The 15804-nt window shown below is 62.4% G+C and carries 12 protein-coding genes; 4 read left to right on the forward strand and 8 right to left on the reverse strand.

Going from position 1 to position 15804, the window contains the following annotated elements:
• The first annotated feature begins 8 nt into the window (after positions 1–8).
• Genes AC07UX_RS10645 through yaaA form a run of 3 tightly spaced genes read left to right on the forward strand, consistent with a single transcriptional unit; the run spans position 9 to position 3061 of the window.
• Positions 9–1247 carry an MFS transporter gene (locus tag AC07UX_RS10645; protein ID WP_495191970.1) on the forward strand — a complete coding sequence of 413 codons (1239 nt, stop codon included), beginning with the start codon at positions 9–11 and terminating at the stop codon, positions 1245–1247.
• Positions 1244–2272, forward strand: coding sequence for a LacI family DNA-binding transcriptional regulator (locus tag AC07UX_RS10650; RefSeq protein WP_495191971.1), 1029 nt, complete (start codon positions 1244–1246; stop codon positions 2270–2272). The genes AC07UX_RS10645 and AC07UX_RS10650 overlap by 4 nt, the downstream gene beginning before the upstream one ends.
• A 36-nt stretch (positions 2273–2308) precedes the next feature.
• Positions 2309–3061, forward strand: a complete 753-nt coding sequence (yaaA, locus tag AC07UX_RS10655; protein ID WP_495191972.1) for a peroxide stress protein YaaA — start codon at positions 2309–2311, stop codon at positions 3059–3061.
• A gap of 4 nt (positions 3062–3065) precedes the next feature.
• Here yaaA and AC07UX_RS10660 read toward each other — a convergent pair whose 3' ends face one another.
• The 8 genes from AC07UX_RS10660 to AC07UX_RS10695 all read right to left on the reverse strand — a co-directional run bounded on the left by AC07UX_RS10660 (position 3066) and on the right by AC07UX_RS10695 (position 12669).
• A complete protein-coding gene (locus AC07UX_RS10660; protein ID WP_495191973.1) occupies positions 3066–3710 on the reverse strand; it encodes a DedA family protein in 645 nt (214 codons plus the stop codon).
• 154 nt (positions 3711–3864) lie between these two features.
• The gene (locus AC07UX_RS10665) at positions 3865–5322 is read right to left on the reverse strand and encodes a GH1 family beta-glucosidase (RefSeq protein WP_495191974.1); all 1458 of its coding nucleotides are present in this window, start codon (positions 5320–5322) and stop codon (positions 3865–3867) included.
• A 14-nt stretch (positions 5323–5336) separates the two neighbouring features.
• The gene (locus AC07UX_RS10670; RefSeq protein WP_495191975.1) at positions 5337–7673 is read right to left on the reverse strand and encodes a glycoside hydrolase family 31 protein; all 2337 of its coding nucleotides are present in this window, start codon (positions 7671–7673) and stop codon (positions 5337–5339) included.
• 23 nt (positions 7674–7696) lie between these two features.
• Positions 7697–9322 carry an alpha-L-fucosidase gene (locus AC07UX_RS10675; protein ID WP_495191976.1) on the reverse strand — a complete coding sequence of 542 codons (1626 nt, stop codon included), beginning with the start codon at positions 9320–9322 and terminating at the stop codon, positions 7697–7699.
• Positions 9319–10119 (reverse strand): GDSL-type esterase/lipase family protein, encoded by an 801-nt coding sequence (locus AC07UX_RS10680; RefSeq protein ID WP_495191977.1) that lies wholly within the window; start codon positions 10117–10119, stop codon positions 9319–9321. The genes AC07UX_RS10675 and AC07UX_RS10680 overlap by 4 nt, the downstream gene beginning before the upstream one ends.
• Positions 10120–10133: 14 nt before the next feature.
• Entirely contained in the window at positions 10134–10922 is a 789-nt protein-coding gene (locus AC07UX_RS10685) for a GDSL-type esterase/lipase family protein (RefSeq protein ID WP_495191978.1), read from the reverse strand.
• Positions 10919–11887, reverse strand: coding sequence for an alpha/beta hydrolase (locus AC07UX_RS10690; protein WP_495191979.1), 969 nt, complete (start codon positions 11885–11887; stop codon positions 10919–10921). Before AC07UX_RS10690 ends, AC07UX_RS10685 begins: the two co-directional genes overlap by 4 nt.
• Positions 11884–12669: an IclR family transcriptional regulator gene (locus tag AC07UX_RS10695; protein WP_495191980.1), complete on the reverse strand. Its 786-nt coding sequence runs from the start codon at positions 12667–12669 to the stop codon at positions 11884–11886. Before AC07UX_RS10695 ends, AC07UX_RS10690 begins: the two co-directional genes overlap by 4 nt.
• Before the next feature lie 247 nt (positions 12670–12916).
• Between AC07UX_RS10695 and AC07UX_RS10700 the strand changes: the two genes are divergently transcribed.
• On the forward strand, positions 12917–15715 hold the full coding sequence (locus tag AC07UX_RS10700) for a TonB-dependent receptor (RefSeq protein ID WP_495191981.1): 2799 nt from the start codon (positions 12917–12919) through the stop codon (positions 15713–15715).
• Positions 15716–15804 lie beyond the last annotated feature (89 nt).

The following is a 15804-nucleotide window of genomic DNA, read 5'->3' on the forward strand; positions in this document are numbered from 1 at the left end:
TCCCTGTGATGGTTATCGCTACGTCAACCTTGCCTGTCCCCGATGGCGATCGGATCGCGACGCGCCTGTTCCAGCTGTCGATCGGCGTATTCTTCATTGGCGGGTTCCTGACATCCTCGATCAGCCTGCTCGTGCCGCAACTCAAACTGATGTTGCACCTCGACTATCGCCAGGCTCTTTTGGTTCAGCTGGCCTTCCACTCCAGCTATTTGCTCTTCGCCCTGCCAATTACGTGGGCGATCGTCCGCGACGGTTATATGCGTGCCATTGCGATGGGGCTGGCGGTGATGACGGCTGGCTGCCTGGCTCTGACCATGGCGCAGAGTGTCCTGTCGTTCGCCATGGTGATGGGCGCGCTGCTGCTTCTTTCGGCGGGGCAGACTTTCCTCCAGATCGCGTCAAATACGGTGGTCGCGGTGATCGGTCCGTCGCGCGGTGCGGCGCGGCGCCTTACCTTGCTGCAAGGCTTCAATTCGCTTGGGACGGTATTGGGACCGCTGATGAGCGCGCCGCTGCTGCTGGCCGAACTGAACGCGGATGCCGTACGCGGCATCGCGCCGACACTCCCTTTTCTGGGCACGGCGCTGGCCACTGCGGTCTTGACCCTGGCCTATATCCGCCATCGCAATTTGCTGGAGCGCGGCGATGTGCAACCCTTTGCCGGGACCAGGAAGATGTTCCAGCTCATCCGCCTGCGCCGTCTGAGGTGGGGAACGGCGGCTATCTTCTTCTATGTGGGAGCGGAGGTTGCGATCGGCGCCCTGTTGCCCACCATATTGATGCGCCCGGACCGGCTAGGGGTGACGCCGGTAGTTGGCGGGCAATTGGTCAGCCTTTATTGGGGCGGGGCCATGGCCGGGCGCTTCATCGGCGCCTGGATAATGACACGCATGGCCGAACATCGGTTGCTGTTGGCCGTCGCGCTGGGGGCCGTGACGCTCACATTGGCGGCCATCATATTGCCCGGCGCGCTGGGCGCCGGCGCCCTCATCGCGGTCGGCCTGTGCAACGCCGTCATGTATCCGACCATCTATGCCCTCGCGCTGCCGGCGGACGATCGGCAGGCGCCGGTCGCATCCATGTGGCTGTGCATGGCTGTGGTGGGCGGCGCGATCATCCCCGTCCTTACCGGCATACTGGCGGATGCGACCGCGCTCCTGCCCGCTCTGATCGTGCCGGCCGCCTGCTACGCCTTTATCGCCCGGTTCGCTGCCCTGTGCGCGGGACCGCAGGAGAACAAGATATGAAGACTGTTACGATCAAGGATGTCGCCGCCCGCGCCGGAGTCTCGCCCAAGACCGTATCACGTGTGATCAATGGGGAGGATCATGTCCGGCCCGAAATACGCGAGGCGGTGCAGCGGGTCGTGGCCGAACTGGACTATCGCCCCAATGCCTTCGCGCGCAGCCTGTCCAGTTCGCGCTCCTATCTGCTAGGCCTGTTCATCGACGATCCCGTGTCCGGCTATGCCGCCGACGTCCAGCATGGCGCGCTGATCCGCTGTCGGGAGCGCAGCTATCATCTGGTTGTGGAGCCCGTCGATCTGAGCCGATCCGGCTGGCAGGATCATGTCCGCGACAGCATCGCCAGCCTCCGACTGGACGGCGCGATCATCGCACCACCGATTTGCGATGCGCCCGAATTGATCGATCTGTTCCGTCAGTCGGCCGTCCCCCATGTGTTGATGGCCCCGTCCGTAGAACCGAAGGATAGCGGCGCGGTACGTATGGACGATCATGGCGCGGCGCGGGAAATGACTGACTATCTGCTCGGTCTTGGCCATCGTCAGATTGCCTTCGTACAGGGACCGGAGAACCATAGCGCCTCCATCCGGCGGGAAGAGGGATTTCGCGCGGCCATGGCGGCAGCGAACATGGCGGTGGACGATCGTTTCGTGCTGCGCGGCGATTTCAGCTTTCGGTCAGGGCTGGAATTGGGCGAGGCTTTGCTGCGTGGCACCGCCCGTCCCAGCGCCATATTCGCCTGCAATGACGACATGGCGCTCGGCCTGCTGATCACTGCGATCAAGCGGGACATGCATGTCCCCGATGATCTTTCGATCGCCGGCTTCGACGACGCGGCATCCTCGCGCGCGGCATGGCCGCAGATCACCACGATCCGCCAGCCCAAGGCCGACATGGCCGCCGCAGCCGTCGATATTCTGGTCGATCCATCCTTCCGCAAGAATATCCCGCATCCCGATGCCCATCTGATGCTGCCCCATGCCTTGGTGGTACGGGGCAGCACCGGGCGTTATAGGTCGGGCGCCTGATTTGACGCACGCGGCCGCTGTCGCTAGGCCGCCGCCATGATCGTCCTGCTGTCTCCTGCCAAAACGCTCGATTTCGAACGCGAACTGCCCTCGCTCTCGGCGACGACACCGCATTTTGCGGAGGAAGCACGCAGCCTTGCCCATTCCGCTGCGAACCTGACGCAGAAGCGGCTGGCCGAACTCATGCATATTTCGCCGCGGCTGGCCAAGCTGAACGCGGACCGGTTCCGGGACTTCCCCGAATTGCCGGAAAGGCCCGCCCTGTTTGCTTTTGCAGGGGACGTCTATACCGGCTTTGAAGTCGATACGCTGGATGAAGCCGGCGTCACTTTCGCGCAGGACCATGTGCGGATATTGTCGGGCCTCTACGGCCTTCTGCGCCCGCTGGACGACATCCGGCCCTATCGATTGGAAATGGGCACGCGCTGGGCGCCGCGTTATAAAAAACTGACCGACTGGTGGGGCGATCGCATCGCCGACCATCTGCGCCAGGAATTGGCGCAGGAAGGGTCGGCAACGATCCTGAACCTCGCCAGCCAGGAATATTTCGCCGCCGTGGACGGCAAGCTGGCGGGCGTGCGCGTGGTCGAGGTCGAATTTCGCGAGCCGGGGCCGAACGGCCCGCGCTTCGTCAGCTTCAATGCGAAGCGCGCGCGCGGCATGATGGCCCGCTGGCTATGCGAGCATCATGTTACCGATGTGGATGCGATGCGCGGTTTCGACAGCGACGGCTATCGCTTCGATCCGCAAGAGAGCGATGACGATCGCTGGCGCTTCACCCGGGCCTGAGATTTTATTGGGTGGATGATTGCTTCAGCTTTGCGCGTGGTTTGCCCGCGATGCGCAGCGCTATCCACCCCGCCAGCATGGGAATGGTGAGAAGACCCACGGCGATAAGCACCAGATGCTCGCTTTGCAGGTCGAACTGCGCCAGTTTTTCGCCCGCAAAATAGCCGGGCAGCAACAGAGCGGGCACCCATAGAAGAGCCGAAACGATATTGGCCGTCTGGAAATGGCGCTGCGGCATTTTCACGACCCCGGCTACGACCGGAACGGTGGATCGAACCGGACCTAGAAACCGCCCGATCAACACCGACATGAAGCCATAGCGCCGAAAGAAAAGCCGCGCTCTGGCGAAGGCCAGCTTGTGCCCCTTCAACCAGCGATGACGATAGATGGCAGGACCTATTCGGCAACCCAGTGCATAGGATGTCCAGTCACCCAGAATAGCGCCCACCACGGCACAAGCGAAGACCGGCGCGGGATCGATGATGCCGGCCCCGATCAATCCGCCGATCGCGATCATGGTCGCGATCGCAGGCACGAACAGGCCGATGACGACCAGCGATTCAAAAAAGGCCAGCAGACCGATGATCGGGCCACTCCATCCAGCATAGCGGGTGACTGCGTCAAGGAGGAGGTCTGATGGGTCGGACATGCTCGATCAGTTCGATGAGAAGGGACGCAGGGTAGCGCCGTCCGATGAGCCTTTGGTTAACAAAGGGCAATGGAGGAAAACCATCTGCCACAACTGGGCCACGGCTCGGATGCGCCGGAAGCGCATGCCGCTTCCGGCGCATCCGTGTCCATGGTCACACCAGCTTGTTGGTGCGCACCAGTTCGCGATACCAGTCGGCGCTCAGCTTGGGCGTGCGCTTCTGGGTCTTGAAGTCGACATGGTGGATGCCGAACAGCTTGGTATAGCCATCCTCCCATTCGAAATTGTCCATCAGGCTCCAGACGAAATAGCCCTTCACCGGGAGGCCTTCGCGCGTCGCGCGCTGGAGGTGGGTCAGGTAATTGCGCAGATACATGACGCGGTCGGTGTCATAAACCTTGCCGTCTTCGGCCACCTTGTCGTCGGCCGAGCAGCCATTTTCGGAAATGTAGAGACCCTTGGGCTTCCAGTTTTCGCTGATGGCGCGCATTCCCCAATAGATGACCTCCGGCGTGACATAGAGCCAGGGCGAGGGCATGCGCGGCGCCTGGCCCGGATGCGGCAGGATCCTGTAGCCCGACGGCGCAGTCTCGTCCGCCCGAACGGTGTTGCCGGTATAGACATTGACCGACAGGAAATCGAGCGGCGCGCCGATCAGCTTCATGTCGCCATCCTTTACCACCGGCGCATCCTTGCCCTGCGCGGTCAGATAGCTGTCGATATAGCGGCCTTCCATGATCGCGGTGAGGAACATGGCGTTCTCTTCGCGCACCGCCTTCTTCACCGCCTCGATATGCTCGGCCGTCTCGATCGCGGGGACATAGATGTTCGGATTGTCGGCAATGCCGACCTGCGTGCCACTCTTGGTTGCCGCGCGGATCGCCTGTAGCCCCAAGCCATGGGCCAGCACGCCATGGTGGCGCACCTGGTTCACCTCCTTCATCGGCAGCTTCAGGCCCGGCGCCTTGCCGCCGGTCATGTAGCTCAAATCGGTGAAGCAGCGCAGTTCGTTGACCGTCATGAAATGCTGCACCCGGTCGCCCAGCTTCCCGGCGGTATAGCCTGCATAATCGGCAAAGGCGTAAGCGGTATCGCGGTTCTGCCAGCCGCCCGGCAGCGCATGGGGCAAATCCCAATGGAACATCGTGACATGCGGGGTGATGCCCGCCGCCAGCAGCCCGTCGACCAGACGGTTATAATAGTCCAGTCCCTTGGCATTGGGCTTGCCCTTGCCGTCGGGGAAGATGCGGGACCAGGCGAGGGAGAAGCGATAGGCCTTGACCCCCAACGCTTTCAGCAACGCGATATCGTCATTATAGCGATGATAACTGTCGCAGGCGACGTCGCCGGTGTCGCCATTGGCGACCTTGCCGGGCGTGTGGGAAAACACGTCCCAGTTGGTCTGCCCTCGCCCATCCGCGTTCACGCCGCCTTCGATCTGGTAGGCAGCGGTGGCGCAGCCCCAGAGGAAGTCGGAGGGGAAGGACTGTGCGCCGTGCGCCCCCGAAGCCGACGCAGCCTGCGCGCGCACGGCACCGCTGCCTGCCAGAGAAGTGCCCAGGGCAGCCGCGCCCAGACCCATGCCCAATTCGCGGCGATTGATACCCGTCATTATACCATAGCTCCTTATTGACTGACGACCTGCACCAGGCCGCTCACAGCCTGGCCGGTGGGCAGCTTCGTCTTGCTCGTCAGCGACTTTGCGGCATCATCCCAGACCAGTTCGGCCTTCATGCCGCCCTTGCGATAGGCGTTGGTGGTGCCGTCATCGTCGTAAAGCGTGAAGCGCGCATCGGCGCCGGGATAGACGCGGATGCTTTCCAGCGCCTGCTTCTCGGCCGTGCTCTTCACCTGCACGCCCATCGGCACGATCGACCCGGCCTTCACGAACAAGGGAATGCGCTCGATCGGTGTGTCGACTTCGATCGTTTGCCCGCCCTCATGTCTTTGATTGGTCCAATAATCATACCAGGCAGTGCCGGCGGGCAGATAGACCGGGCGCTTCGTCTGGCCCTGCTTCGTCACCGGGGCAACAAGGAAGGCGGGGCCGAACATATATTGGTCGCCGATATTCGACACCTTGGGATCGTTCGGGAAGTCCATGAACAGGCCGCGCATGAACGGCGCGCCAGTGTCATAGGTGTGGCGGCCCAGCGCATAGATATAGGGCATCAGCGTATAGCGCAGGCGCAGCCAGTCGGCCAGGATCGGCTCGGCCGCCTTGCCATATTCCCACAGCGCGGTGCCTGGACGTTGGCCATGAATGCGCAGCGTCGGCGTGAATACGCTATATTCGAACCAGCGCACGAACAATTCGGAATAGTCCGCATAATCGGGGCTGGCCGCCGTGGAGCCGGCCGGATCGACCAGAATCGGATTTTCCGCCTTCGGTCCCTTGGGCCACTGCCAACCGCCGATGTCGCTGCCCCAATAAGCAAGGCCCGACGCGGTGAAGTTGAGGCCGGCCGGCACCTGTCGCTCCAGCGCTTCCCAGGTCGACTTGATGTCGGACGACCAGAACAGGCCGCCATTGCGCTGCGCCCCCAGATAGGCGGCGCGGGCCAGGATCATGTTGCGGAAGCCGGGGCGGTCGCGCTCGGACCCTTCGGCAACGCCCGTCGTATGCACCAGCGGGAACAGGTTGTGATAACGGTCGCCCGAACCCTTGGCATAGAAATAGCCATCGGGAACCAGATCCGGCTCCGTCTCGTCCAGCCAGAACCAGTCGAAGCCCTGGGACGCGATATTGTCGCGCAGCTTGCCCCAGAACCACGCCCGCGCTTCCGGGTTGGTGCTGTCGATCAGCGCGCCGGCGCGGTCGGATCGGACAGCCAAGCCATCGACCGGATTGCCGTCCTTGTCCTTCAGGAACCAGCCCTTGGTCGCCAGCATGTCGAAATAGCGCGATTCCCGCTCGAAGCGCGGCCACACGCTGATGATCGAGCGCATCCCCAGTGATTTGAGCGTATCGTTCATGCCTTTGGGATCGGGGAAATAGGTACGGTCGATGTCGAGCTGGCCCATGCGGGTCCAGTAGAACCAGTCGAGCACCATGACATCGAGCGGCAGGTTCCGCTGACGATAGCCATTGGCGATGTCGAGCAGTTCCTGCTGGCTCTCATAGCGCGCCTTGCTCTGAATAAGGCCAAAGCCGGCCTTGGGCGGCAGGGGCGTTTCACCGGTCAGCTTGGCATAACCGGCGTAAAGTTCGTCCGTGGTCTTGCCGGTGATGACGAAGAAGGACACGCGCTCGCCCACCTGGCTTTGCCAATGGGTGCTGCTGTGCAGGCCAGGCTGGATCAGCGTACGCGCCGGATTGTCCCAGACGATGCCATAGCCTTTGTTCGTGACCATGAAGGGGACGCAGACAGTCTCGCCGGCGGGCGCATCATAGTTGTGCGAACAGTCGATCTGCTTGCCGCGCAGATCCATATAGCCTTCCTGATTCTGACCCAGGCCATAATAATGTTCTTCCAGCGGCGCGTCGAAGCTGGCGCCGACCTTGAAGGTCTGCTCGCCATTCACCGTCACGGGCGCCATTTCCCAACCCGTCATCTTGGTGAGGACGGTGCCGCCGGCATCCTTGACCGACAGGCTGACCGGCGGCAGAGACGGCGCGAAATAGCGCTGCATCTGCGTCGGTGCGCCGGGCCATTCCTTCGCATCGATCGTCAGGGTGAGGGCGGAGGAGGTGAAGACGTCTCCGGTAGCGTCGGTACGGTGAGTCCAGCCGGTCGGGTCTGGCTTGGCATTCGGCCCTTCGCCCGGCGCGGCGGACGCCAGCACGGGATCGAGCGCGATCGTGACGCGGACGATATTGGGCGCGTAGGGTTCCACCGCGACGCGGCTGCCATGCCGATCCAGCAGCGCCATCGGTTCGGCCAGCGCGGGCGCCGCCATCGCCAGGATGGACGCACCCAGCGCAACCCCCGCCACCTTTGCCTTAAAGCCTGTTGCGATCATCCCTGTAATTCCTTGTCTGTGCATTAGATGAGGCCGCGTCCGTCGATGCGGATGGCCGGAACGAAATTGCCAGCGTGCGGCATGTCGACATGCAGACCCGCGCCATCCTGACGGAAGGCGAGCGGACCGCCACCGAGCAGCGTCACCTGCCCGATTGTGCCGTCCACGCGGCCGCGCGCCAGTGAGCGGATGGTCGTAGGCCCTTGCGCCCGGCCGAGGAACAAGGCGTAGAGCGCGCCTTTGTTGGTGGTGAAGCGGATATCCTGCGCGGTGAAGGGCTTGGCCTTCTCCTCATTCTGCATCCCTGCGATCAGTTGCGTCGGCCCCTCGCCATAAAGGCGCCAGGGTCGCGATCCGAAGATGGCCTCGCCGCCATGGGTCATCCAACCGGCCATGCCGTCCAGCACCTTCTCCGTCTCGCTGTCGATGGACCCGTCGCCCGGCTGCGGGATGGAGAGCATGAGATTGCCGTTCTTCGACACGACATCGGCCAGCCGCTGGATGACCTCCTCCGCGCTCTTGTAGCTTTTGTCGTGCAAGCGGGCTTCATTGTAGAACCAGTCGCCGATGCAGGTGTCGGTCTGCCAAGGTTCGTCCCACAGATGGTCGGTGAAGCCGCGCTCCACATCCTGCACCATGCCGAACCGGGCATGGGGCTTAAGTTGCTTGCCGGTCAGGACGACGTCGATCTTGCCGTGCCAGTCGATCGACCGGTTGTAATAGTCCGCCGCCGCTTCCAGCCCTACAGGACCGAAGGGCAGTTCATGATCGTCCATATAGACCGTGTCGGGCTTGTATTTCGCGACCAGATCGGTCTGGCGCAGCAGCCAGCGGGTGACATAGGCCGGATCGTCCTTCGGCCCGGTTTCAATCCATTGGCCGTTATTCGCGTCGTGCCACTTGTCCATCGCCTCGATCGTTTCGATGCCGTCAGGCAGCACGGCATGACCGCCGGTGTAGAGTTCCTGCGGGTCGAGGCCTTCCCACCATCTTCCCTTGCCGTCTGCCTTGCGCAGGCGAAAGGCGTCGTAGCGTTCACCCTTCTTCGGACCGACCGGGTCATAACCATAGGCCGGCTGATACCAGTGCCACGCATGGGCGGCATGGTTGGACACGCCGAACTTCATGCCCGCCTTGCGCGCCGCCTTTTCCCAGATGCCGACGATATCCTTTTTCGGGCCGACCCGCAGGCTGTTCCAGGCATGATAGCGGCTGTCGTAACAGTCCAGATTGTCGTGATGGCAGGCGAGCGCCATGAAATATTTCGCGCCCGCCTTTTGGTAGCGAGCCATCAGCGCATCGGGTTCCCACTTGTCGGCGGTCCAGAGATTCTGGATATCCTTCATCCCCGCGACCGACGGATGGCCGTAGGTCTTGAGGTGATGTTCGTACATGGGGTGGCCCTGCATATACATGAAGCGGCCATACCAGTCGCCCTGCGCCGGCACCGATTGCGGCCCCCAGTGCGACCACATGCCCAGCTTCGCGTCGCGGAACCAGTCGGGATAGCGGTAATTGCCGACGAGCGAAGGCCAACTGGCCTGTACCGGCCCGCGCATGGTGCCCATGGGACTGGCGGCCCGCGCCGCGCGGGCTAGACCCAGCGCGGCGGTGCCGGCCAGGAAGGTGCGGCGTCCCAGCATCGTCATTGGATTTCCCTCAAAGCCTTGTCGATGGCCTGTCGCGCCAGCGGGCGCATGATGGCATAGCCTTCCTTGGTCGGATGGACGCCGTCTGTGGACAGGCCCGGCTTCATCGCACCATCGGCCTGCGCCATGGCGCTGTGATAATCGACATAGGTAAAGCCCCGGCTGCGCGCATAGTCGGCCAACCATTTATTGATGGCCGCAATTTGTGGCGCCGGTTTCATCGCCGGGCTCCAGGGAAAGGCGCCGGCGGGCGGGACCGATGCGATGACCACCTTTATGCCATGCGCGTGGGCCAGTTCGGCCATGGACTGGATATTGCCCAGCACCGTTTCCATCGTCGCCGCGCCGGTATTGCCGGCCACGTCGTTGGTCATCGCCATGATGTGGACGACCTGCGGCTTCAGGGCGATCACGTCATTGCGGAAGCGCACCAGCATCTGCGCCGTGGTCTGCCCGCTGATACCCCGATCGACCAGCCCGTCGATGAACATCGACGGGTCGGCATTGATCCAGTTGTCGGTGATGGAATCGCCCATGAAGACGGCACGGACGGGCCTGCCCTCCAGCGCCTTGTTTGCGGCGGCATAGCGACAGAGCTGCCCGAAATCGCGGGTCAGCATGTGGAGATTCCACATCGTCCATCCCGCTTGATCGGTCGGCTTGGGATGGATCGGGCAGGGGTCTGCGACGATGCCGACCGGATCGTCGGCATGGGGATCGCCCGGCACCTTCGTCTCGGCATGGACCATGCCGGCAAGACCCAGCGCACACAAAGCAGCCGTCAGGCGAAACATCATCCTTCTCCCTTGCTTCATTTTTGTCTTAGCACTTGTTCGATCGCCCGCTGCGCGATCGGCGCCATCACGGCATAGCCATTATCCAGCGGGTGGACGCCGTCGCGCGTATAGGCGGCCGTCATCAGCCCGTTTCGATCCACCAGCGCGGCGTGATAATCGGCAAAGCCATAGCCGCGCTGCGCACAGAAGGCGCGCAGCCAGCCGTTGAGCTGTACCAGCTGCGCTGGTTTGCGCTCCTTGACGACGTCTTTCGCGGCCTCGGTATAATCGTTCACCGGCAGGATCGAGCCGAACACGACCCTGATATGATGGGCATCAGCCAGGTCGGCCATGGACTCCCAATTGGCCTCGATCTGCTCTGGCCTTTCCTGTTGCAGGAAGCCCTGCACATCGTTGATCCCCGCCAGGATCACCACGACCGCCGGTTTGAGCGCTACGACATCCTGATGAAACCGCAGCAGCATCTGCGCCGTCACCTGGCTGCCGATACCGCGATTAATGTAGGGCTTGCCGGGGAAGCTTCCCGCCAGGTTCCAGCGGTCGGTAATGGAATCGCCCAGAAACACCACGCGCTGTTCGTCCTGTTTCGGCGTGGGCAGCGCGGCATTGGCGGGCGCATAGAGATAGCGTTCGCCAAAATCCTGCATCAGGCTGGGGATCAGCGTTGCCCGGAACGGGCCAAGCCATGGCCCCCAATCCTTGTCCGTTACGTTGCGCCGTTCGGGCGAACTTTGATACGCATCGGGCGCAGCCAGCGCGCCGCTGGCGCTCAATGTCAGCAGCAGGGCGATCAGGCGTCTCATGCCGGGATCAGCGCATGCTTCGCAGCGAAAGTCGCGAACAAATCGGGCCAGGCGGCCGCCTGCATCTTTTTAGGCAGGCGCGTGCCGAATCCATGGCCGCCATCCTCGAAGATATGGAGCGCAGCCGGGCGTTTGGCGGCCTCCATCGCCTGGAGCAGGGCGATGCTGTTGGCGGGCGGAACCAGCCCGTCGTCGGTCGCATGGACCAGGAAGAGGGGCGGGGTGTCGGCATCGACGCGCAATTCGACGGAGCGATGGCGCCGCCTGTCCGCGCTGGCGCCTTCGCCCAGCAGATTGTCACGCGACCCGCCATGGGTGAAGGGCGCGTCCAAACTGACCACCGGATAGAGCAGGGCGGCCAGATCGGGCCGGGCGGACTCCCGGTCGGCGGCATCGACGGGATCATAGACCGCCTCATCATGCCGGGTCGCCAGTGATCCTGCCAGATGCCCGCCGGCGGAAAATCCGAGCACGCCGATCCGGTCCTTTGCGACAGCGAGTTGGACAGCTTTTGCGCGGATCAACCGCATGGCACGCTGTGCATCCTGCAACGGGACATCCTCGCGCCGCGCCCAGCCTTCTCCCGGCAAACGGTAGAGCAGGATGAAGGCGGTGATGCCGCGCGCGTTCAGCCAGTCAGCCTGGCTGGTCCCTTCATTGTCGTAGGACAGGAAGCCATAGCCACCGCCCGGCACCACCAGGATGGCCGCGCCATTGGGGCGGGCCGGACGACGCACGACTAGAACAGGCCGCTCTATGCCCGTCACCCAGCGATCCGGTCTGCCGCCCGGCTTGGCCTGATCTACGATCTTGCGGATGATGCGCGCGCCGGTGCCACCCGGCGGCGTGCCGGGCCACAGGTCGATGATCTCGTCACTGGCCGTGACCTGAGCGCCGGTGAGGTCGGGTAAAGCGGCCATTCCGGCAGCGGCCATCAGTGCAGTGCGGCGATCGATCATGCTCATAGCCCGCCGTCCATGTCGCGCGGGGGCAGGACCGCGATCGGCAACATGGCGTCACCTATCGCGGCGGCGGCATCCCGCACGAGCTGCGTGCAGGTCTCGGTCGTCGCGCGATTGGCGGCGCCATCGACAAAGGGCATGGTCAGCGCCGCGCGCGCGACGCCCCCGACCAGGATCGGGGCGGACAGATCCGTGATGCCGGTCAGCATCGGGCTGGGCGCAAAGGCGCCGCCCGCCGCAACGGTGGCGTCCAACCGCCCGGTCAGTTCAACCTCGTCCAGCGTGTCGCCGGTGGCGCGAATGTCCCCCAGCATCGCGGCGCGCGCATCGGGCGACTGGAAAGCCAGCAGGATGCGCCCCGAATTGGAGCGATGCAGCGGCCGGCGATAGCCCACGCGCACGGCAAAGCCCGACAGGCCGGGCGCCTCGATCGCGATGATGACAACCATTTCCGCGCCCGAAGCGACCGCAAGATGGCAGCTCTGCCCCGCCTTGCGTGCCAAGTCCTGCATTACTGGCAGGGCGGTCGAAGCAAGGTCGCGGATCGGTGGCTGGCTCATGCCCAGGGCAAAGAGCCGGTTGGTCAGGCGATAACCCTCTTCGGCCCGGCCGATATAGCCATGCTCCTCCAGCACCTGAAGCATGCGGAAAATTTCGCTGACTGATCGACCTAAGGCGGTCGATATGTCAGACATGTTCAGGGGTTCACTGGCGCCAGCAAGAAGTTCAAGGATTTCCAGACCCTTGGTCAGGGCAGGCGCTTGGTAACGTGCTTTGCCAGTCATCTGGTTTCCCCTCCCTTTTTCGACGATCCCTTGGCGATGATCGTGCCGTGCCGGTCCAGGCCTTCTATGATAAATCCACCTATGAAATCAATTTTTATATTTCATAATCACAAATGTGGGAGTAATGGGGCGTGGTCTTGTTACCGCTCCCAACAGCGGACCGGGACATGAAAGGGAAATATTCCGGCCGTTTGCCGCCGCGAATCACATTAGCGCTCCGGACAGGAGCCAGGGAGAGGAAGGGTTCATGACCAAGATGATTCACATGCCGCGTCGCGCTGCGCTGCTGGCCGGCATTTCCATCGCCAGTGTCGCGCTGAGCGCCGCCGCGCATGCGCAGGATGCTGCCGCGCCGCAGGCGGCCGCCACCGACGAAGGCGACATCGTCGTCACCGGCGTGCGCGCCAGCCTGTCGAGCGCGCAGGCGATCAAGCGCAACAGCGACGTCATCGTCGATTCCATCGTTGCCGAAGACATCGGCAAACTGCCCGACCGCAACGTGGCCGAAGCGCTTCAGCGCATTACCGGTATCCAGATCGAACGCAGCTATGGCGAAGGCAGCGCGGTCGCCATCCGTGGCCTCAGCCAGGTTCGTACCGAAATCAACGGCCGCGACGTTTTCACCGCCAACGGTGGTCGTACGCTGAGCCTGGAGGATGTGCCATCCGAACTGCTCGCCGGCGTCGATGTCTATAAGAATCCTTCAGCTGACCTGATTGAAGGCGGCATCGGCGGGCTCATCAACCTGCGCACTCGTAAGCCCTTCGATTTCGACGGGTTCAAGGCATCTGCCAGCGCCAGCGTCAACTATTACGACCTGTACGGCAAGTCGAAGCCGCAGGCGAACCTGCTGCTGTCGAACCGTTGGGACACGGGCATCGGCGAAATCGGCATCCTGGTCGATCTGGCCTATCAGAAGACGGCTTTCCGTCAGGACCAGATCAGCAGCCAACCTTTCTTCCTGCTCGACGAGTCGCTCAATGCGAATGGCCAGCCCAATAACGCCACCGACTATGCCACAGCGCAGGGTCTGGGCCGTCTGGGCAAGCCGACCTATCTGCCCCATGGCGTCGGCATCGGACAGTATCTGGGCGATCGTCGCCGTATAGGCGCCGATGTCGCGGTCCAGTGGAAGCCCAGCGACACGTTGCTCGTCACCGCCGAATATGTGCGGTCGGACTATAAGTTCCAATATGGAGACTACAGCTTCTTCGCTTATACGGGCACCAACCCGATCATGCCCGATTATAGCGCGCCCTTCACCTTCGACGATGCCGGCAATTTCCGCAGCGGTACTTTCGCCAATGTGCCGATCGATTCCAACACCAGCCTGGAACGGCGCAAGTCTGTTACCAACGACTTTTCGCTGAACCTCAAATGGAACCCCACCAGCAACCTGACCGTCACGGCCGACGGCCAGTATATTCGTGGCACCACCAGTGGTCAGCGTTCGATCGTCATCCTCCATTCCAACGCCGAACGCCTGCATCAGGTGGTGGGCAACGTAGTGCCGACGATGGAAATCCTGCCGGACAATGATGCCACCAACGGCAACGGTTCGGTCACGGACATCGCCAATTACGCCCCGTTGGGCGGGGGCTATCTGGACCATATCGAACATTCGGTAGGCAAGGAATATGCCGGTCGTCTGGACGCCGAATACCGCTTCGATGCCGGGATCCTGCGTTCGCTGTCGGCTGGTGTACGCTATACCGACCGTTCTGCCGTCACCGACAGCAGCACCTATGCCTATTATGGCACCAGCGCGCTTGCCGACGATCTGTATGAAGTGCGTAAGTTCCGGGGCGACCTCTATCGTGGTTTCCAGGGGGTGCCTGAAGGCGCGGTGTTCTTTGATCGCAACCTCGTGCTCGATTATGACGCCACTCGTCAGGCGCTGGCTCCCTATGTGGACGCATCGCAGCGCGATGCGCTGCTCACCGGCGTCCAATATGCGCCAACCAGCGATCGCAACACGCAAGGTGAAAAGACCTACACAGCTTATGGTGTAGCAAAGTTCGACTTTGCCGATGCCGGCTTCCCGCTGGACGGCAATATCGGTGTGCGCGTCATCAAGACGGAGGTATCGACCGACGGCTTCAGCACCGAAACGCCGAAAATTCAGCTTCCCAATGGTCAATTTGCCAACGGACCAATCCGTTACGTGCCGATCGGCGTTGACAGCAGCTATACCAAGGCGCTGCCGAGCATCAACCTGCGCTATCACTTCACCGACCAGCTCCAATTGCGTCTGGCCGCGTCGAAGGGGCTGACCCGTCCCGACTTCTCGCAGCTCAATCCGAACATCAACATCGTGGAGTTGAACACGGGCAACGGCATTCAGACCGCTAGTTCGGGCAACCCCTATCTGAAGCCGCTGGAAGCCACGCAATTCGATGCGTCGCTCGAATGGTATTTCTCTCGCACCGGTTCGCTCTACGCCGCCGGTTTCTACAAGAAAGTTGACGGCTTCATCGCCAACATCGCGACTGATGAAGTCTATGATTTCGGCAACGGCCCCTTCACCGTGTCGGTAAGCCGTCCGCTCAATGGCGACAATGGCAAGATCAAAGGCGTGGAAGTCGGCGGCAACACCTTCTTCGACTTCCTGCCGGGCGTCTGGTCGGGCTTCGGCGTGCAGGCCAACTTTACCTATGTCGACAGCAAGGCGCCCAGCCCTGCCGCCACGGACAACGAGGGTAATGCGCTGATCGTACCGCTCGAAAAGCTATCAAAATACAGCTACAATCTGATGGGCTTCTATGACAAAGGGCCGATCTCGGCGCGCATCGCCTATAACTGGCGCAGCAAATATGTCGTGACCACGCGCGGTAACGGCAGCGGCGAACTGCCGATCTTCAACGCTGCGCGGGGCCAAGTGGATGCGTCGCTGACCTACACAGTCAACGAGAATTTCGCGCTGACCGTCGATGGCGTGAACCTGACCGATACCGAGAACAAGACCTATTACGGCATCCCCAGCCGTCCGCAGTCCTCGGTTCTGAACGACCGCCGCGTTAGCATCACCGCCCGTCTGACCTATTGATCGGTCATGCGGACGTTTCTAGCGTCCCTCCCCTGGCAGACCGGACCGCATAGTGGCCGGTCTGCCATTTTGGGAAAGAGAGAGGATTG

Source organism: Sphingobium sp. GW821-FHT02B05 (assembly GCF_059421905.1).